This window comes from Bradyrhizobium sp. USDA 376, from assembly GCF_054063675.1.
Genome location: NZ_JBSSGN010000001.1, coordinates 7,718,444 through 7,736,813, shown reverse-complemented (window position 1 = coordinate 7,736,813; position 18,370 = coordinate 7,718,444). Strand labels below are relative to the sequence as shown.

At 65.2% G+C, this 18,370-nt stretch carries 13 protein-coding genes and 1 riboswitch; of the genes, 4 read left to right on the top strand and 9 right to left on the bottom strand.

Annotated elements, in window-relative coordinates; translation table 11 throughout:
• Nucleotides 1–17: 17 nt before the first annotated feature.
• The 4 genes from ACVJ19_RS36435 to gcvT all read right to left on the bottom strand — a co-directional run bounded on the left by ACVJ19_RS36435 (nt 18) and on the right by gcvT (nt 6,046).
• On the bottom strand, nt 18–1,268 hold the full coding sequence (locus ACVJ19_RS36435) for an IS110 family RNA-guided transposase (protein WP_453948482.1): 1,251 nt from the start codon (nt 1,266–1,268) through the stop codon (nt 18–20).
• A 368-nt stretch (nt 1,269–1,636) separates the two neighbouring features.
• On the bottom strand, nt 1,637–4,504 hold the full coding sequence (gene gcvP / locus ACVJ19_RS36430; RefSeq protein WP_453953852.1) for an aminomethyl-transferring glycine dehydrogenase: 2,868 nt from the start codon (nt 4,502–4,504) through the stop codon (nt 1,637–1,639).
• Between the two features lie 17 nt (nt 4,505–4,521).
• Nucleotides 4,522–4,890 (bottom strand): glycine cleavage system protein GcvH, encoded by a 369-nt coding sequence (gene gcvH, locus ACVJ19_RS36425; RefSeq protein ID WP_172782933.1) that lies wholly within the window; start codon nt 4,888–4,890, stop codon nt 4,522–4,524.
• A 10-nt stretch (nt 4,891–4,900) separates the two neighbouring features.
• The gene (gene gcvT / locus ACVJ19_RS36420) at nt 4,901–6,046 is read right to left on the bottom strand and encodes a glycine cleavage system aminomethyltransferase GcvT (protein ID WP_453953851.1); all 1,146 of its coding nucleotides are present in this window, start codon (nt 6,044–6,046) and stop codon (nt 4,901–4,903) included.
• A gap of 146 nt (nt 6,047–6,192) precedes the next feature.
• A riboswitch (glycine riboswitch) is annotated at nt 6,193–6,283 on the bottom strand.
• A 220-nt stretch (nt 6,284–6,503) separates the two neighbouring features.
• Between gcvT and alaS the strand changes: the two genes are divergently transcribed.
• Nucleotides 6,504–9,182: an alanine--tRNA ligase gene (alaS, locus tag ACVJ19_RS36415; RefSeq protein ID WP_453953850.1), complete on the top strand. Its 2,679-nt coding sequence runs from the start codon at nt 6,504–6,506 to the stop codon at nt 9,180–9,182.
• A 6-nt stretch (nt 9,183–9,188) separates the two neighbouring features.
• Nucleotides 9,189–10,415 carry a cyclic nucleotide-gated ion channel gene (locus ACVJ19_RS36410; protein ID WP_453953849.1) on the top strand — a complete coding sequence of 409 codons (1,227 nt, stop codon included), beginning with the start codon at nt 9,189–9,191 and terminating at the stop codon, nt 10,413–10,415.
• Between the two features lie 4 nt (nt 10,416–10,419).
• Here ACVJ19_RS36410 and ACVJ19_RS36405 read toward each other — a convergent pair whose 3' ends face one another.
• Together ACVJ19_RS36405 and ACVJ19_RS36400 are read right to left on the bottom strand one after the other, a co-directional pair.
• Nucleotides 10,420–10,935: a DUF3455 domain-containing protein gene (locus ACVJ19_RS36405; RefSeq protein WP_453953848.1), complete on the bottom strand. Its 516-nt coding sequence runs from the start codon at nt 10,933–10,935 to the stop codon at nt 10,420–10,422.
• 100 nt (nt 10,936–11,035) lie between these two features.
• A complete protein-coding gene (locus ACVJ19_RS36400) occupies nt 11,036–12,250 on the bottom strand; it encodes an NADP-dependent isocitrate dehydrogenase (RefSeq protein ID WP_453953846.1) in 1,215 nt (404 codons plus the stop codon).
• Between the two features lie 331 nt (nt 12,251–12,581).
• Between ACVJ19_RS36400 and ACVJ19_RS36395 the strand changes: the two genes are divergently transcribed.
• On the top strand, nt 12,582–13,781 hold the full coding sequence (locus ACVJ19_RS36395) for a TrmJ/YjtD family RNA methyltransferase (protein ID WP_453953845.1): 1,200 nt from the start codon (nt 12,582–12,584) through the stop codon (nt 13,779–13,781).
• A gap of 116 nt (nt 13,782–13,897) precedes the next feature.
• Nucleotides 13,898–15,027 (top strand): IS3-like element ISRj2 family transposase gene (locus tag ACVJ19_RS36390; RefSeq protein WP_453947781.1). Its coding sequence is split into 2 segments (ribosomal slippage): nt 13,898–14,150 and nt 14,150–15,027, totalling 1,131 coding nucleotides; the frame shifts between segments, so codons are not numbered across the junction.
• A gap of 277 nt (nt 15,028–15,304) precedes the next feature.
• On the opposite strand, the gene ACVJ19_RS36385 is transcribed toward ACVJ19_RS36390, so the two are convergent.
• From ACVJ19_RS36385 to ACVJ19_RS36375, 3 genes are all read right to left on the bottom strand, one after another.
• Complete coding sequence (locus ACVJ19_RS36385) at nt 15,305–15,844, bottom strand: hypothetical protein (RefSeq protein ID WP_453953844.1); 540 nt, start codon at nt 15,842–15,844, stop codon at nt 15,305–15,307.
• Between the two features lie 119 nt (nt 15,845–15,963).
• Nucleotides 15,964–17,160: a diguanylate cyclase domain-containing protein gene (locus ACVJ19_RS36380; RefSeq protein WP_453953843.1), complete on the bottom strand. Its 1,197-nt coding sequence runs from the start codon at nt 17,158–17,160 to the stop codon at nt 15,964–15,966.
• Nucleotides 17,161–17,527: 367 nt separating this feature from the next.
• Nucleotides 17,528–18,181 (bottom strand): TetR/AcrR family transcriptional regulator, encoded by a 654-nt coding sequence (locus ACVJ19_RS36375; RefSeq protein ID WP_453953842.1) that lies wholly within the window; start codon nt 18,179–18,181, stop codon nt 17,528–17,530.
• Between the last annotated feature and the right edge of the window lie 189 nt (nt 18,182–18,370).

The following is an 18,370-nucleotide window of genomic DNA, read 5'->3' as shown; positions in this document are numbered from 1 at the left end:
GAACAAAGGAATGAGGCTCAGGCTTTAGTGGAGGTCCTTGCGCTATAGTCCGCCTCGTATGGGGTGTGTCGCTTGAGCGTCGTGCACAAGGCAAAGAGCAAGCGATCCCCTACAGTGCGCAGAGCACGCGCGTGGCCATGTCCTCGCTGTCGCAAGGCATCATAGCGTCGCCTGCTGGCCTCATCGTGTTGGATGGCGACCCGCGACCAGTGATGGACGGCGCTCTGTAGCCGCCTGTTGCAGGCGAGGCGACGGATCACGAAGCGTTGCTTGCCGCTTTGCCGCGTCACCGGCGCGGCCCCTGCCAAGGCGCGCAGAGCATGATAATCTCGCCTGCGCAGAGGCTCTGCGGCCTCGGCGAGCAGTGTGGCGAGATGGATCCTGCCGATTCCTGGCCAGGAGCGAAGGATCGTCACGTCGCACTGCTCCGAGCTCTGCCCCGAGGCCTTCTCCTCGCCTTCGATTGCGACGCACAGACGGTCCAGGTTCTGATGCGCCTCCTTGATCTGCTGATTGACCAGGTGCAGTCGTGCCGCCAAGCTGCGGATGTGTGCGCAGGCGGCCTCGGTGGTGCCGGGTGCCACGAACAGCGGGGCCTCGCGTAAAGTTTCAAGCACCCCCGCCGCATCAAGGCGGCGGATGCGATGGGCTTTCAGAACGCGTGCAATTGCCTTCTCGCTGGCCTTGGCCGCACGGGCCGGCGTCGGCACCATCTGCCAAAGCGCCAGGAACCATTCGTCAGCGACATCGTCGGTCAGCTTGGTGGCCTGCGGATAATATCGCCACAACTGCTTGCGCAGCCGGTTGGCAAGACGTGTGCGCTCCTGCTGCAGTTCGTCGGCCAAGCGCGACCACTCGCGCAGCTCGATCATCGTGGGATCGTCGACCACAAGCCGACGGAACGCCGCGCGATCCGTGCGGAGCGAAGCTCCGAGCACATGGGCATCGCGGCGGTCATCCTTGGCACCAGCCACCGTGAAGCGATCACGGAAGCGGTCAAGCTGCTTGGGATTGATCGCGAACACCGCAAACCCGTGTTCGAGCAACACCTCCACCACCGGGCCGTGCGGCATCTCGATCGCCACGGCGATCTGCCCCGGTGCGGCGTTGGTCTTCTGCAGCAGCCAGTCGCGCAACTCCGTCAGGCCCGCACCCTCATGGGCGAACTCGCAGTGAGCAACCTGTCTTCCTTCGGTATCCAGCAGGCAAACGCTATGGCTCTGCGTTGCCCAATCGATCCCGACGAACCAGCGTACATCTTCGAGCATTGTTGGGACCTCCTTGCTCTCAAAAAGCGGGCCACCGCGATCCTGATCGATCCCTGTACTGGCGCTCTCGGCGCGAACCTCCTACTGGATCTCGACCGCGGCCGCTCTGCCGGGGCGCGGCTCCTACGTCGGTGTTCAAGACACAGGTGGGCAAGGCTGCTCCCGGCGGATCGGCCCGTGTTCCAGTCTACACCTTCGACTGGATGCGAACCCCAAAAGGGTACAGGGTGGGTTAGCCGAACGGGCTGCGCGAAGCGCGGTCCGCTCGGCGTAACCCACCACTGTTTATATCCGTAGAGACTGAAGAGGTGGGTTACGCCAAGGGACTGCGCTTCGCGCAGCCGCCCGCTAACCCACCCTACGAAGCCTTACTCCGCGGCTTGCGCGTAATCGCTCACCGGCGGGCAGGAGCACACGAGGTTACGATCACCGTAGACGTTGTCGACACGGCCGACCGGGCACCAGTATTTGTCGGTCCGCGAGACGCCGTCGGGGAAGACGCCCTCACTGCGCGTGTAGGCGCGCTTCCAGTCGTCGTCCGCGATGTCGTGGACGGTGTGCGGGGCGTGGCGCAGCGGCGAGGCTTCGATCTTGAAGCGGCCGGCCTCGACCTCGGCGATTTCTTTCCGGATCGCGATCATTGCGTCGCAGAAGCGGTCCAGCTCCGCCTTCGATTCCGACTCGGTCGGCTCGATCATCAGCGTGCCCGGCACCGGGAAGCTCATGGTCGGAGCGTGGAAGCCGTAGTCGATCAGGCGCTTGGCGATGTCGTCGACGGTGACGCCGGATGTCGTCTTCAGCGGACGGGGATCGACGATGCATTCATGTGCAACGCGGCCCCTGGCGTTCTTGTAGAGCACCGGGAAGTGCGCATCGAGGCGGGCTGCGATGTAGTTGGCATTGAGGATCGCGATCTCGGTGGCGCGCTTCAATCCTTCGCCACCCATCATCAAAATGTAGATGTAGGAGATGGTCAGGATCGAGGCCGAGCCGAACGGTGCGGCCGAGACAGGGCCTACCGCAGCGTCAGCTTGCGTCGCCGGATGGCCGGGCAGGAACGGCGCGAGATGCGCCTTGACGCCGATCGGGCCCATGCCGGGGCCGCCGCCGCCATGCGGGATGCAGAAGGTCTTGTGCAGGTTGAGATGGCTGACATCGGCGCCGTAATCGCCGGGCCGTGACAGGCCGACCTGCGCGTTGAGGTTGGCGCCGTCCAGATACACCTGGCCGCCATGGCCATGCACGATCTCGCAGATCTCGCTGATGTGCTCCTCGAACACGCCATGGGTCGAGGGATAGGTGATCATCACCGCGGCGAGATCGTTCGAATGCTTTTCCGCCTTGGCGCGGAGATCGTTGACGTCGACGTCGCCGTTCTTCTCGCAGGCGACCACCACCACGTCCATGCCGACCATCGCGGCCGAGGCCGGGTTGGTGCCGTGGGCGGAGGAGGGGATCAGGCAGATCTTGCGATGGCTCTCCCCGCGCGCGGCGTGATAGCCGCGGATCGCGAGCAGCCCGGCATATTCGCCCTGCGCGCCCGAATTCGGCTGCAGCGAGATCGCGTCATAGCCGGTGATGTCGCACAGCCACTTCTCCAGCCGCGCGAACAGCGCGTGGTAGCCCTTGGCCTGCTCGCGCGGGACGAACGGGTGCAAGCTGCCGAATTCCGGCCAGGTCAGCGGCATCATCTCCGTCGTCGCGTTCAGCTTCATGGTGCAGGAGCCCAGCGGGATCATTGCGCGGTCGAGCGCGAGATCGCGATCGCTGAGCTTGCGCATATAGCGCAGCAGCTCGGTCTCCGAACGATGCGTATTGAACACTGGATGGGTCAGGAAGGACGTCGCTCGCTTCAAGGCGTCCGGCAGCGCCTCGCGAGTCGAGGCGTCGATCTCGGCATAAGCGAGCTTGCCACCGAAGGTGCGCCAGACTGCTTCGATTATTGCGGGCGTCGTTGTCTCGTCCAGCGCGATGCGCAAGGCGCCGTCGCTGAGGCCAAGATTGATCTTCTCGGCCACAGCGCGCGCGACGATCTCGTCGCGCTTCGCGCCGACGTCAACCGTCACCGTGTCGAAGAAGCTGTCCGACTCCGGGGCAAAGCCGAGCTTGCGCAGGCCGGCGGCGAGCACGGCGGCGCGGCGATGCACGGTACGAGCGATCTGCGTCAATCCTTCGGGGCCGTGATAGACCGCATACATCGAAGCGATCACGGCGAGCAGCACCTGCGCGGTGCAGATGTTGGAGGTCGCCTTCTCGCGGCGGATATGCTGCTCGCGGGTCTGGAGCGCGAGGCGATAGGCGGGCATCCCGCGCGAATCCACGGAGAGGCCGACGATGCGGCCGGGCAGGGAGCGCTTCAGCGCATCGCGCACCGCCATATAGGCCGCGTGCGGTCCGCCATAGCCCATCGGCACGCCGAAGCGCTGCGCCGAGCCGATCGCGATGTCGGCGCCAAGCTCGCCGGGCGAGGCGAGCAACGTCAGCGCCAGCAGATCGGCGGCCACGATCGCGAGCGCGCCCTTGGCCTTCAGAGCCGCGATCGCGGGCCGGAGGTCGCGCACCGCGCCGGAAGAACCCGGATATTGCAGCAGCGCGCCGAGCACGTCTGATTTGTCGAGATCGGTGAGGGGATCGCCGACGACCAGCGTCCAGCCGAGCGGCTCGGCGCGGGTGCGCATCACCGCCAGCGTCTGCGGATGCACGTCCTTGTCGACGAAGAAGGCCTTGGCCTTCACCTGCGAGTGCCGCTCCGCGAGCGCCATGGCTTCGGCCGCGGCGGTCGCTTCATCGAGCAGCGAGGCGTTGGCGACGTCGAGCCCGGTGAGGTCGCAGATCATGGTCTGGAAGTTGAACAGCGCCTCAAGCCGGCCCTGGCTGATCTCGGGCTGGTAGGGCGTATAGGCCGTGTACCAGGCCGGGTTTTCCAGAATGTTGCGCTGGATCACCGCGGGCAGGATGGTGCCGGAATAGCCCTGGCCGATCAGCGAGGTGAAGACCTGGTTCTGCGCGGCGAGCTCGGCCATATGCGCGATCGCCTCGGTCTCGCTCAGCGGCTTGCCGAGGTCGAGCGGGGTGGCCTGCCGGATCGAGGCCGGCAGCGTTTCTGACATCAACGCATCGACGCTTCTAGCGCCGACCGTTTCGAGCATTGCGGTGACATCGCGCGCCGACGGACCGATGTGGCGGCGAACGAAACTGGCGGCGGTCTCGCCGCTGGATTTACGGTGCGCGGTCATCGCTTGCTCCATAGTCCCTAAGCCGTATGTGCCTTGTAGGCGGCTTCATCCATGAGGCCGCCGAGTTCGCTCTTGTCGGCAATCTTGATCTTGAAGAACCAGGCCGCGCCTTGCGCGTCCGAATTGATCAGCGCCGGCTCGGCGGCTAGCGCCTCGTTGGTCTCGAGCACTTCGCCGGTAACAGGGGCGTAGACGTCCGAGGCCGCCTTCACGGATTCCACGACGGCGGCGGCTTCGGCCTTCTTCAAGCTGCGGCCGACCTTGGGCAATTCGACGAACACGACGTCGCCGAGCTGCTGCTGCGCGTAGTCGGTGATGCCGACCGTGGCGGTATCGCCGTCGATGGCGAGCCATTCATGGTCGGAAGTGTACAGCGTCGTGGTCATTGTCTCGTCCTCAGCGTTTGTAGGTGTTTTTCACGAAGGGCATGGCGGCGACCTGCAAGGGCAGGCGCTGGCCGCGCACCTCGGCGAACAGTTTTGTGCCGAGCGCGCTCAGGCTCACAGGCACGTAGCCCATCGCGACCGGCGCGCTCAGGCTCGGGCCGAAACCGCCCGAGGTGACCTTTCCGATCGGCTCGCCGCCCGCGCTCTCAGCAAACACCAGCGCGCCTTCGCGCACCGGCGCACGGCCCTCTGCGCGCAGGCCGACGCGGCGGCGGGATGCACCGTTATCGAAGTGACCGAGGATCTTTTCGGCGCCGGGGAAACCGCCGGCGCGGGCGCCGCCGGTGCGGCGGCTTTTCTGCACCGACCATTCCAGCGCGGCTTCGACCGGCGTGGTGGCGGTGTCGATGTCGTGGCCGTAGAGGCAGAGCCCGGCTTCCAGCCGCAGGCTGTCGCGGGCCCCGAGGCCAATCGGCAGCACGTCCGGATTTTCAAGCAACGTCCTGGCGAGGCGTTCGGCATCGCTGGCGGGAACCGAGATCTCGAACCCGTCCTCGCCGGTGTAGCCGGAGCGCGAGACGAAGCACTTGATGCCGGCGACCTCATGCGGGCCGGCGTCCATGAACTTCATGCCGGGCGCCGCTGCACAGAATTTCGCCAGCACCGCTTCCGCCTTCGGACCCTGCAGCGCGATCAGCGCGCGGTCGGCAAACGAATCGATGATGCAGTCGCCAGACAGATTCGCGCGCAGATGCGCCTCGTCGGCGTCCTTGCAGGCGGCGTTGACCACCAGGAACAGGTGATCGCCGAAGTTGGCGACCATCAGATCGTCGAGAATGCCGCCCTCGGCATTGGTGAACTGGGCATAGCGCTGCCGGCCCGGCGCAATCGCCACGATATCCTGCGGCACCAGCCGTTCCAGCGCGCGGGCGGCGTCCTCGACCTTGCCCGACTTCGGCCGAAGCGCGATCTGGCCCATATGGGAGACGTCGAACAGGCCGGCTTGGATGCGGGTATGAAGGTGTTCCTTCAGCACGCCCGCGGGGTATTGCACGGGCATGTCATAGCCCGCGAACGGCACCATCTTGCCGCCCAGGGACACATGGAGGCCGTAGAGGGGCGTCCGTTTCAGGGAGTCTTGGTTGTGCGCTAGCATCTCAGGGGCCCTCGGCGGTTCCCCGGGGACGATTCCCCGATGGACACCAGTCGAAGCCCCATCTGTCGCTGTGCCTGAGAGTATTATCCCGTCGGCGGACGCAGTCCGGGTCTTAAGCCCGTCGGCGCCTCTTTCCAGATGCTGTCAAAGCCACGCGGTCCTTTTGCCTGAGAGTTTCCGGGGCGGTTGCTCCTTCGGCGCCGGCTGCCTAAAGCCGGTCTCTCCCGACGTGGCCGTACGATACAGATGGGTAGAGACCACAGGGTAGCCAAGCCTGTCAACGCGACTTCAGCGGCTTTCAACCGGATTGAGCCCCTGCGGCAACCCTCTGATCTCCTTGCACAGTTTCTGGACAGCGAAGCTGGCCTTGTCTAAAAGCGCTTTGGCCCGCAGATATCAGCCTTAATTTCCGGTTTGGACGGCGGCAGCGGGTCCAAGCACACCCGATTGGATGAACATGAGCGGCGTCAACGAGATCAGGTCGACCTTTCTGAACTTCTTTGCCGAGAACGGCCACGAGATCGTGCCGTCCTCGCCACTCGTGCCGCGCAACGACCCGACCTTGATGTTCACCAATGCCGGCATGGTGCAGTTCAAGAACGTTTTTACCGGCGTCGAGAAGCGGCCGTACCAGCGCGCCACCACCTCGCAGAAATGCGTGCGCGCCGGCGGCAAGCACAACGACCTCGACAATGTCGGCTACACCGCGCGCCATCTCACCTTCTTCGAGATGCTCGGCAATTTCTCGTTCGGCGATTACTTCAAGGAGCGCGCGATCGAGCTCGCCTGGAAGCTGATCACGAAGGAGTACGGGCTGAAGAAGGACAAGCTGCTCGTCACGGTCTACCACACCGACGACGAGGCGGCGGGCCTGTGGAAGAAGATCGCCGGCTTCTCCGACGACCGCATCATCCGCATCCCGACCTCGGATAATTTCTGGGCGATGGGCGACACCGGCCCGTGCGGCCCGTGCTCGGAGATCTTCATCGATCGCGGCGAGCACATCTGGGGCGGGCCTCCGGGCTCGCCGGAAGAGGACGGCGACCGCTTCCTCGAATTCTGGAATCTCGTGTTCATGCAATACGAGCAGGTGACGAAGGAGGAGCGCGTGGATCTGCCGCGTCCCTCGATCGACACCGGCATGGGCCTGGAGCGCATGGCCTGCGTCCTCCAGGGCGTCGACAGCGTGTTCGAGACCGACCTGTTCCGCCATTTGATCGACGCGACGTCGTCCGCGCTCGGCAGCGGGCCGAACGAGCAGAATGTCGCCTCGTTCCGCGTCATCGCCGACCATTTGCGCTCCTCGGCCTTCCTGGTTGCGGACGGCGTGCTGCCCTCGAACGAGGGCCGCGGCTATGTGCTGCGCCGGATCATGCGCCGCGCGATGCGCCACGCACAGCTGCTTGGGGCGAAAGAGCCGCTGATGCATCGCCTGGTCTGGGCGCTGGTCCGCGAGATGGGCCAGGCCTATCCCGACCTGATGCGCGCGGAGAATCTGATCGAGGAAACGCTGCGGCTGGAAGAGACCCGCTTCCGCAAGACGCTGGCGCGCGGCCTTGCCATCCTCGACGAGAAGAGCGCGTCCCTGAAAAAGGGCGACATGTTCGACGGCGACGTCGCCTTCACGCTGTACGACACCTACGGCTTCCCGCTCGACCTGACCCAGGACGCGCTGAAGTCGCGCGGCATCGGCGTCGACCAGTCCGCCTTCACCGACGCGATGGAGCGTCAGAAAGCCAAGGCGCGCGAGTCCTGGAAGGGCTCGGGTGAGGCCGCCTCCGAGGCGATCTGGTTCCCGCTGCGCGAAAAGCTCGGCGCCACCGAGTTCCTGGGCTACGAGACGGAGAGCGCCGAGGGCGTGGTGTCCGCACTGGTCAAGGACGGCCAGGAAGTCGCCAGCCTCAAGGCCGGCGAGACCGGTGCGCTCGTGCTGAACCAGACGCCGTTCTATGCGGAATCCGGCGGCCAGGTCGGCGACACCGGCGTGCTCACCGGCGAGGGCGGCATCAAGGTCCGCGTCACCGACACGCAGAAGAAGCTCGGCGATTTCTTCGTCCACATCGGCACCGTCGAGAGCGGCGAGCTCAAGCTCGGCACGGCGCTGCAGCTCGAAGTCGACCACGGCAGGCGCTCGTCAATCCGCGCGCATCACTCGGCGACGCATCTGATTCATGAAGCGCTGCGTCAGGTGCTCGGCGATCACATCGCCCAGCGCGGCTCGATGGTCGCGCCGGACCGGCTGCGCTTCGACTTCGTGCATCCGAAGCCGATCACGGCGGAGGAGCTTGCCCGCGTCGAGGACATCGCCAACGACGTGGTGCTGGAGAATGACGAGGTCACCACCCGCGTGATGGGCGTCGACGAGGCCCGTGAAGCAGGGGCGCGCGCGCTGTTTGGCGAGAAATACGGCGACGAGGTCCGCGTCGTCTCCATGGGCAGGACCGCGCGCGAGCGCGGCGCCAACGTGCTTGGCTGGTCGGTCGAGCTCTGCGGCGGCACGCACGTCAAGCGCACCGGCGACATCGGCCTGATCACGCTGACGAGCGAAAGCGCGGTCGCCTCGGGCGTGCGCCGCATCGAGGCGCTAACGGGCAACTACGCGCGAAAACACGCCAACGAGACCATGGCGCTGGCGAAGACCGCGGCGAACGAGCTGCGCACCTCGATCGACGACGTGCCGGCGCGCATCGCCGCGCTGATGGAGGAGCGCAAGAAGCTCGAGCGCGAGCTGTCCGACGCCCGCAAGAAGCTCGCAATGGGCGGCGGCGCATCCAGCGGCAACGGCGCAGCGAGCGGCGTGCGCGAGGTCGGCGACGTCAAGCTGATGGCGCGCGCGGTCGAGGGCATCGAGATGAAGGATCTCAAGGGCCTTGCCGATGACGGCAAGAAGCAGATCGGCTCGGGCGTCGTCGCCATCGTCGGCGTCACCGAGGACGGCAAGGCCGGCGTCGTGGTCGGCGTCACGCCGGACCTCACCGCGCGCTTCAACGCCGTGAACCTCGTGCGCGTCGCCTCCGAAGCGCTCGGCGGCAAGGGCGGCGGCGGCCGGCCCGACATGGCGCAGGCCGGTGGCCCCGATGGCGCCAACGCGACCGCGGCGCTTGCGGCGATCGAAAAAGCGATGGCAGGCGCTTAAAGCACCATGCGCCTCGTTCCGCGAGGACGTGGGCCTGGCGATCCCGACTTGCGGGATCGCCTCTACGAATTGCTGGAGCACGACCCCCTGGCCTATTCGGTCGGGTCGCGCTTCATCCAGCTCATCATCGCCGTCATCGTGCTCAATGTGGCCGCGATGATCCTCGCCTCGGTGCCGGAGTTAGATGCGCAATTCGGCATGCTGTTCGCAGGCATCACCATCCTCGCGGTGATCGTGTTCGCGCTGGAATATGCGGCACGGCTGTGGACCGTGGCCGGCCATACGCCGCGCAAGGGCTCCGCGCTCGCCGACCGGCTGGGCTACGTCTTCTCGGCGCTCGGCATCATCGACCTCATGGCGTTCCTGCCGGCGGCAATCGTGCTCGCGACGGGACGGCATGCGACGCTGGCAGCGCTCGGCGTGCTGCCGTTCTTCAAGCTGATCCGCTATTCCCCGGCGATGCGCTCGCTGCTCGCCGCGGTGCATGCCGAGCGTCGCGCGCTGATCGGCTGCATCGTCATCCTGGTCGGCGCGGTCTTGACCTTCGCCTCGCTGCTCTACGCCATCGAGCGCGACGTGCAGCCGGACAAGCTCGGCACCATTCCGCAGGCGATGTGGTGGGCAATCGTGACGCTCGGCACCGTCGGTTATGGCGACGTCGTGCCGGTGACGCCGCTCGGCAAGTTCATCTCGACCTTCGCCATCATCAGCGGCTTCGCCATGATCGCGCTGCCGGTGGCGATCATCTCCTCCGCGTTCGCGGAAGAGGTGAGGCGGCGCGATTTCGTCGTCACCTGGGGCATGCTGGCGCGGGTGCCGCTGTTCTCGCACCTGTCGGCCTCCGAGATCGCCGACATCATGCGTCTCCTGCGCGCCCGCACCATCGAGCAGGGCGAGATCCTGGTACGGCGGGGCGATGCCGCTTCGTCGATGTATTTCATCACCGCGGGCGAGGTCGAGATCGCGCTGCCGAGCCAGCAGGTGCGGCTCGCCGACGGCACCTTCTTCGGCGAGATCGCGCTGCTGCATAAGACAAAACGCAGCGGCACCGTCACGGCGACGCGCAAGACGCGCCTGCTCGTGCTCGACGCCCAGGATTTTCACGCCTTGATCGCGCGCATGCCAACGCTGGCCGAGCACGTCCATACCACCGCCAAGGCGCGGCTCGCCGATAGCGGCGACCTCGCGCAGGCCGAATTGGCGCAGGCGGAGAAGGAAGACACCGACCGCTGAGCGGTCAGCCCTTCTTCAGGAAGACGTATTCGGCCGAGTAGGGCAGGCTTTGAAAGGTGCCCGCCGTATCGCAGGGACCGTCATTCAACCAGCCGCCCTTGGTATGAATACGTTGTACCGTCGTGACATCGCTCAGAAGCCCGGTGCCGCGGTGGCTGGTCACTTCCAGTTTGAGCCACGGGATATCGGTGGTCTGGCCTGACGCGTTAGCGATGGCCAGCCTGCCAATCATCTTGCCGACGACGGCGCTGCCGTCGGCAAGCTCCCAATTTGGCCCGGCATAGTGACGGCCGACGGTCTTGCCCTCGGACAGCAGCGTCGCGACCGGCTCGCGGAAGGCCCAGGCGAGCTTGCCGTCGGCGGCGGCCTTGCACTCATAGACCTGCGCGCCCTCGGCGTGGACGTTGAGCACGATGGTCTCGCCGGGTGCGGCGATGGCGTCGGGGAGCGGATCGGCGGCGGCCGGCCCGGCCATTACGGCGAGCAGCATCAGGCAGGGGATGGCAAGCTTGGTCGACATGATCGCATCTCCGCAAAAGCTCTCAAAAAAAGAAACGGGCCGCGCCCAAAGGCGCGGCCCGTGATGATGTCTGGCCCAGTCGGGCGAAATTGCGGTCGGCTTACGCCGCCAGCTCTTTCGTCAGGTTCTCGGCGACCTTGTCGAGGAAGCCGGTGGTCGAGAGCCAGCGCTGGTCGGCGCCGACCAGGAGCGCGAGGTCCTTGGTCATGTAGCCGGCCTCGACGGTGTCGACGCAGACCTTCTCCAGCGTGGCGGCGAACTTGGCGAGCTCGGCGTTGTTGTCGAGCTTGGCGCGGTGCGACAGGCCACGGGTCCAGGCGAAGATCGACGCGATCGAGTTGGTCGAGGTCTCCTTGCCCTTCTGGTGCTCGCGGTAGTGGCGGGTCACGGTGCCGTGGGCGGCTTCGGCCTCGACGGTCTTGCCGTCGGGGGTGAGCAGCACCGAGGTCATCAGGCCGAGCGAGCCGTAGCCCTGCGCGACCGTGTCGGACTGCACGTCGCCGTCGTAGTTCTTACAGGCCCAGACATAGCCGCCGGACCACTTCAGGGCCGAGGCCACCATGTCGTCGATCAGGCGGTGCTCGTAGGTCAGGCCCTTGGCGTCGAACTCCTTCTTGAACTCCTTGTCGAAGATCTCCTGGAAGATGTCCTTGAAGCGGCCGTCATAGACCTTGAGAATGGTGTTCTTGGTCGACAGGTACACCGGGTAGCCGCGCAGCAGGCCGTAGTTGAAGGAGGCGCGGGCGAAGTCGATGATGGAGTCGTCGAGATTGTACATCTCCATGGCGACGCCGGCGCCCGGAGCCTTGAACACTTCCTTCTCGATCACGGTGCCATCCTCGCCGACGAACTTCAGCGAGAGGGTGCCCTTGCCCGGGAACTTGATGTCGGTGGCGCGATACTGGTCGCCATAGGCGTGGCGGCCGATGATGATCGGCTTGGTCCAGCCGGGAACGAGGCGCGGCACGTTCTTGCAGATGATCGGCTCGCGGAAGATCACGCCGCCGAGGATGTTGCGGATGGTGCCGTTCGGCGACTTCCACATCTGCTTGAGGTTGAACTCCTTCACCCGGGCCTCGTCCGGGGTGATGGTGGCGCACTTGACGCCGACGCCGACCTTCTTGATCGCCTCGGCGGCGTCGATGGTGACCTGATCGTTGGTGTGGTCGCGGTATTCCATGCCCAGGTCGAAATACATCAGCTCGACATCCAGGAACGGGTTGATCAGCTTGTCCTTGATGTACTGCCAGATGATCCGGGTCATCTCGTCGCCATCGAGTTCGACGACGGGATTGGATACCTTGATTTTTGCCATGATCGGGGAAGCCTCTTGGGAACGGCGCTTTTGGCGCGCCAACGTGAATATCCGCCGCCTCTTAGCACCTGATAGCAGCGGGCGAAAGCCAAGTGATTATGCACTTTTAGCTCATCCAGCTTCCACAGATGGGGAGCGGGATCCGGGGGGGCGGGGGTGAGGTTTCAGGCGAGATTCAAAAGTTGAATCCAACCCGTTATTTCCCTTGAGAATTTTGTCAGGACAGGCAAACGACAGGCGGGCGAGGCCGGACGGGCCGGTGGCTGGCTTTGAATCAATTCCTCAGGTGGCATTGCCAAGGCCTTGAGAAACAGTGTGAAAGCGGAGCGAGATGTCGGGGACTGACAGAAGCAAGACGGGCCTTTCCCTCGACGGTCCCATCGTCATCCTGGTCGAGCCGCAGCTGGGCGAAAACATCGGCATGGCCGCGCGCGCCATGGGCAATTTCGCGCTTGGCGCCTTGCGCATCGTCAACCCCCGGGACGGCTGGCCCAACATCGCGGCCCAGCGGGCCGCGGCCGGCGCCGACCACATTCTGGAAAAGGTCGAATTGTTCGACACCGTGGAGCAGGCGGTCGCCGACCTCGACCTCTTGTTCGCCACCACGGCTCGCCCCCACGACCAGGCCAAGCCCGTGGTCGGGCCGGAGGCGGCAGTCAACGAGATCGCCGGGCACGTCGCGACCGGCGGCAAGGCCGGCATCCTGTTCGGCCGGGAGCGCTGGGGCCTGACCAACGAGGAGGTCGGGCTCTCCAACCGCATCATCACCTTCCCGGTCAATCCCGGCTTTGCCTCGCTCAACCTCGCCCAGGCCGTGCTGCTGATCGGCTATGAATGGTTCAAGCGGGCCACATCCGGCGAACTGCCGCACGCCATGCCCGAGCGCTCCGAGCGCGCCTCGCAGCACCAGATGCAGGCCTTCTTCGACAATCTCGTGCGCGAGCTCGACAAGGTCGAGTTCCTGCGGCCGGCCGAGAAGCGCGACACCATGCTGGTGAACCTGCGCAACATTTTCAGCCGCATGGAGCCAACCAAGCAGGACATGCATACACTCCATGGCGTCGTCATGGCGATCGCGGAGGGGCGCAAGGGCCCGGCCAAGGGCGGCGTGCTCGACGGCGAGCAGGCAACACGCCTGCGCGCGCTGCTGGCCGAGCACGGGCAGGGCGGCGGCGTGCCCGACAGCGGCTCCACGGTGCGCGGGCTCGCCCGCCTGCTCCGCCGCAATCCGACCGACGCCGAGCGCCTGCTGTGGCAGGCCCTGACCCGCGACCGCCGCTTCGCAGGTGGGTTCAAGCGCCAGACCCCTGTGGGGCGGCACATCCCGGACTTCGTCTCGTTCCCGCACCGGATCGCGATCGAGCTGGTCAACCCGGGCGAGGGCGAGGCCATCGCCGCCGACCGCGCCGGGCGCCGGACCTGGCTCGAGGCGCGCGACTATCGGGTGCTGGAGATCCGCGCGGCGGATGTGGAGCGGGATCTGGAGGCGGAGCTGGTTCGGCTGCAGGGGATGATGGAGCAAGGCGCGTAAGGTTCGTCGCGCGCAGCTCTCGTAGGGTAGAGCTGGCCCCGCAAATTCGGACAGTAGCTTGAGTGGATTTTCTGCCTGACAGCGGCGAGGATTCTTGCTGCGAATCAGGAGCGAAGATGACGAAGAAGAGCCGCCGGACGCATTCTCCGGCATTCAAGGCGAAGGTTGCTTTGGCTGCGGTCAAAGGCGACAAGACACTGGCGGAGCTGGCGCAACTGTTTGATGTTCATCCGAACCAGATCACGATCTGGAAAAACCAGCTCCTGGAAGGCGCCGCCGGCGTGTTTGGGCATGACAAGACATCGGCCGAGACGCCGGTCGATTTGAAGGCGTTACATGCCAAGATCGGCGAGCTGGCGTTGGAAAACGATTTTTTGTCCGGCGCGCTCACCAAGGCGGGCCTGCTGAGCGCAAAGCGATGATCGACCGCGATCATGATCTTTCTATCGTGCGCCAGGCGAAGGTCCTGAAGCTGGCTCGCAGCACGGTCTACTATGAACCTCGGCCAGTTTCGGCCGAGGACCTTGCCTTGATGCGTCGGCTCGATGAGCTGCATCTCGATTATCCCTTCGCGGGAGCGCGTATGCTGCGATCGTTGCTGCGGCGGGAGGGCGTATACGCCGGTCGCCGCCACATCGCGACGCTGATGAAGCGCATGCGGATCGAGGCGGTCTATCGTCGCCCGAAAACGAGCAAGCCGGCTCCGGGTCACAAGATCTACCCGTACCTGTTGCGCGGATTGAAGATCGAGCGGCCCGACCATGCGTGGGCAATGGACATCACCTACATTCCGATGCGGCGTGGCTTCGTCTATCTCGCGGCGGTCGTCGATGTGTTCAGCCGACGGGTCCTGGCCCATCGCGTCTCGATCACAATGGAGGCGGCCTTCTGCGTCGAAGCGGTCCAGGAGGCGTTGGCGAAGCACGGCAGGCCCGAGATTTTCAACACGGATCAGGGCAGCCAGTTCACCAGCCTCGAGTTCACCGATGTGCTGCTGGACGCGAAGATCGCCATCAGCATGGACGGCAAGGGCGCCTGGCGCGACAACGTGTTTGTCGAGCGGCTCTGGCGCACGGTCAAATACGAAGAAGTTTATCTCCGCGCCTACGACAGCGTGTCCGAGGCGCGAGCGTCAATTGCCAAGTATCTGGCCTTCTACAATCAGGGACGCCCTCACTCGAGCCTTGACGGGCGCACGCCCGACGAGGCTTACTTCGGCACGCAAGCTATGGTGATGGCCGCATGACCGTCGCCGACGGTTTTGTCGTCGCTCTGGTCGGGCTACGCCCTCCCGACGCAACGACAAAACCGTAAAGCCCCGCGTTCAGCATAACCCGGCAGGAATCCACTTAAATCCAGCGGGGCGCTGTCCAAACAACCGGGGCCAGCTCTGGTGGGCAAAGGCGCATCGCGCCGTGCCCACGACTTTTGTCTACGGATGCGATGGTGGGCACGCTTCCGCCTTCGCTCGTCGAGCTACGGCGGACAGGTTGCTTTGCCCACCCTCGCGATCGCGAAACTGACTATTTCGGTGGCGACCTCTGTCGTTCATGCTCAAATCTCGCAATCTCCCCCTGCCATTCCCGATACCGCTCCGAGCTCATCGGAATTCCGATAAGGTGAAATCCGAGAGCATCCTCGTACATCGCGACGTAATACTCCTGGGCCAACTGACGCGGTGTGCTCGGACCCAGAGCATAGGTGTGAGTGAAGGTGCCCCCACGGCCTCCACCGAACGTGACACTTACCAACTCTTGGGCAGGTCGCTTTCCACGAATGACGTCGAGCACCTTCAACTTCGCGGCATAAGGTTCTCGCGGCTTTTCAATCGATGGACGTCCGGACTGGTCGGGACCAACGAGAAAAACAGGTTCCCGCAGCACGCGCACCTTGGCAACGGTGACCTGATCGGTCGATGACGGGCGCGTACGCTCCGCAAAATCGAAGGTCGCCTCATCCGAAAAGTAGGTGATCGGACCGTCGGCCGCCTCGGCGAATGTTGCCGCGCAGGCGAATATAACGACGGCAAGAGAGCGACTGAGCAACCTGATCACCAAAGACATCCATTCGCTTTCGCATAATCCTAGTTGTTATTGCGGTAATGCTGTGACAGTCCGCAGCCTCGATCTGCGAAGTCGTGGGCACGGCGCTATGCGCCTTTGCCCACCCTACGGATCCCGCATCAGGCCACGCCTGCGATCGGACCTTTCGGTTCACTCTGTTGCAGCCGGCGCAAGGCCGCGAGGTTGGTCTCGACCGAGGCGAGGCAGCAGCGCGATTTGCCGCCCGACTTCGCCTCGTAGAGCGCGGCATCGGCGACGGCGAGCAATTCCGCGACGTCGGCGCCGTGATCCGGCGACATCGCAATGCCGACGCTGGCGCGCACCTCGCCGCCGAGCTCATAGGAGGCGGCGACCTCGGCGATGAGGCGGTGTCCCATCTCCTGCGCCATCTCGGGCGTGACGCCGTCGAGGAGCACGACGAACTCGTCGCCGCCCATCCGCGCAACCGCCGTGCGGTCAGGCAACACCCGGCGCACGCGCGCGGCCACCGTCTTTAGCACCTCGTCGCCCGCCGCGTGTCCGAACGTGTCGTTGATCGGCTTGAAATTGTCGAGGTCGAAGAACATCACGGCGAACCGGCGTTCGGCGCGCGCAGCAAGCCTCGTGCCGAGCGCCTCGACGAAGCCGGCCCGATTGAGCAGCCCCGTGAGCGCGTCATGATGGGCGCGATGGCTGTTCTCGCGCTCGGCGCGCATGGTGGTGACCAGCATGCGGTTGAGGCGGAAGGCAGCGGCCGTCATCGCGGCGAGATACATCGGCACCTGCAGATAAACGATGTAGAACAACGGCTCGCCGGCGAGCGCGGCGCCCGGGATGATGGGACCGAGGCTCAGGAGGATCATGGTTCCGGCGAGGCGCGGCGCGCCGAAATTGCGGAAGCAGATGCCGCCGACCATCGCCGCCGCCGACAGCGACGCCAGCATGGCGACGACCCAGTCGCCGCTCGCAAGGCTGGCAATGGCGCCAAATCCGACGCTGGCACTCCAGGCGACCGCGAGCAGGAGATGAAGGTCGGTCGGAGTGGGGCGGTGCTCACGCGCCCTGCGATGCGCGCTGGCGAGCACGAGGAGACGGGCGAGGCAGATCGCGATCTCCATGACCAGCCAGACGATGAAGGGGGCAGTCTGCTTGCGCGCGGCGATCACGGCGGCGACGGCAATGGTGTTGACGGCGCCGGCGGCAAAGACCGGCAGCGATCCGTGGAGCTGCGCAATGAGCGCGGCCCGGATGTCCTCGGGCACCCCAGGCCCCGGCTCGGCCAGCCAGCGCGTCAGCCGCCAGCGCGGCGCGCTGTAGAGTCCCTCGTTCGATTGCATTGCGGAAGCGTCCCCGTATCCCGGGGCCAACAACGACGACGGCTCCTAACAGCCTTTTAAGGTAGCAGCCGATTGTGCCGGCCGTGCTTGACGCGAGGTAAATGGGCGCTGCCGGGACTGTGGCCGTGCAGGTAGGTGCGGGTTGGTGCAGGAGTGGCGGCGAGGGAGAGGCGGATTGGGGTAGCGAGCCAACGGGTCGGCGCGAAGCGCCGCCCGATGACAGGCTCCGCGATATCCGGGGAAAGGTCCCGCATGTCGCTGCGCTCATGCGGGCTACCAGCGTCGTAGCCCGGATGGAGCGGAGCGTAATCCGGGACGGTGTCCCCGCATTCCGCTTCGCTGCATGCGGGCTACGAGACCAGAGCGATCACACCGCCTCCAATTGATCCGCCGCGCGCTTTTTCTTCACCTTCGCCTGGCCGAGCAGGGGAGTTGCCGTGAGCGCGGCCGTATCGGCCACGCCCGGGTCGCGCGAGATCATGGCGGCGACGATGGCACCGTCGATGATGAGGCCGAGCTGGTGCGCCAGCACGGTGGGCTCGGTTGATCCGAGCTCGCCGGCGAGCTTCTCGATGTGGCCGAGCACGATCTTCTTGTGCTTCAGCGCGATGTTGCGGAACTGTTTGGCGTCCTTGTCGTGCTCGCCGACGGCGTTGATGAAGGGGCAGCCGTAGAAGCGCTCTTCCGCGAACCAGCTCTTCAGGGCAGGGAAGATCCGCGTCAGTTTTGTTTGCGCGTCGCCGCCGCCAGCTTCCATGGCGCCGATGAACCATTCGCGCCACTGCTTGCCTTCGCTCTCCAGCACCGCGTTGACGAGATTGGTCTTGGAGCCGAACAGCTTGTAGAGCGTGGTCTTCGCCGTGCCGGCTTCCTCGATGATCGCGTCGATGCCGGTGGCGTTGATGCCGTTCTTGCAGAACAGATGCGTCGCCGCGCTGAGCAGACGCCCGCGTGCGGACTCGTCGTCGCCGGCGCCGGAATGCGGCGCGTTTGCAGTCTTCTTCGATGAAGCTTTTGCCATGGTGACAAACTTACCCGCAGCCATGCCGCATCAGCAAGCCGCATCTGTTCCGCGCTGAAAAGATTCGCAAAGACCAGGCCATCTGCATCGCCTTTGAGCAAGGAGCGGCTGATCAATCCGCAGGCAGGGAGGCGTAAGCGGCTCCAATGCTTCGCGTTTTGATTTTGGCCGGCTCTGGCACGCTCCATG

Coding starts and splice junctions, on each gene's coding strand:
- ACVJ19_RS36380 (WP_453953843.1), bottom strand. CDS start 17,160: ATGCAATCGAACGAGGGACTCTACAGCGCGCCGCGCTGGCGGCTGACG.
- ACVJ19_RS36405 (WP_453953848.1), bottom strand. CDS start 10,935: ATGTCGACCAAGCTTGCCATCCCCTGCCTGATGCTGCTCGCCGTAATG.
- ACVJ19_RS36400 (WP_453953846.1), bottom strand. CDS start 12,250: ATGGCAAAAATCAAGGTATCCAATCCCGTCGTCGAACTCGATGGCGAC.
- ACVJ19_RS36375 (WP_453953842.1), bottom strand. CDS start 18,181: ATGGCAAAAGCTTCATCGAAGAAGACTGCAAACGCGCCGCATTCCGGC.
- ACVJ19_RS36435 (WP_453948482.1), bottom strand. CDS start 1,268: ATGCTCGAAGATGTACGCTGGTTCGTCGGGATCGATTGGGCAACGCAG.
- ACVJ19_RS36395 (WP_453953845.1), top strand. CDS start 12,582: ATGTCGGGGACTGACAGAAGCAAGACGGGCCTTTCCCTCGACGGTCCC.
- alaS (WP_453953850.1), top strand. CDS start 6,504: ATGAGCGGCGTCAACGAGATCAGGTCGACCTTTCTGAACTTCTTTGCC.
- ACVJ19_RS36385 (WP_453953844.1), bottom strand. CDS start 15,844: ATGTCTTTGGTGATCAGGTTGCTCAGTCGCTCTCTTGCCGTCGTTATA.
- gcvH (WP_172782933.1), bottom strand. CDS start 4,890: ATGACCACGACGCTGTACACTTCCGACCATGAATGGCTCGCCATCGAC.
- gcvP (WP_453953852.1), bottom strand. CDS start 4,504: ATGACCGCGCACCGTAAATCCAGCGGCGAGACCGCCGCCAGTTTCGTT.
- gcvT (WP_453953851.1), bottom strand. CDS start 6,046: ATGCTAGCGCACAACCAAGACTCCCTGAAACGGACGCCCCTCTACGGC.
- ACVJ19_RS36410 (WP_453953849.1), top strand. CDS start 9,189: ATGCGCCTCGTTCCGCGAGGACGTGGGCCTGGCGATCCCGACTTGCGG.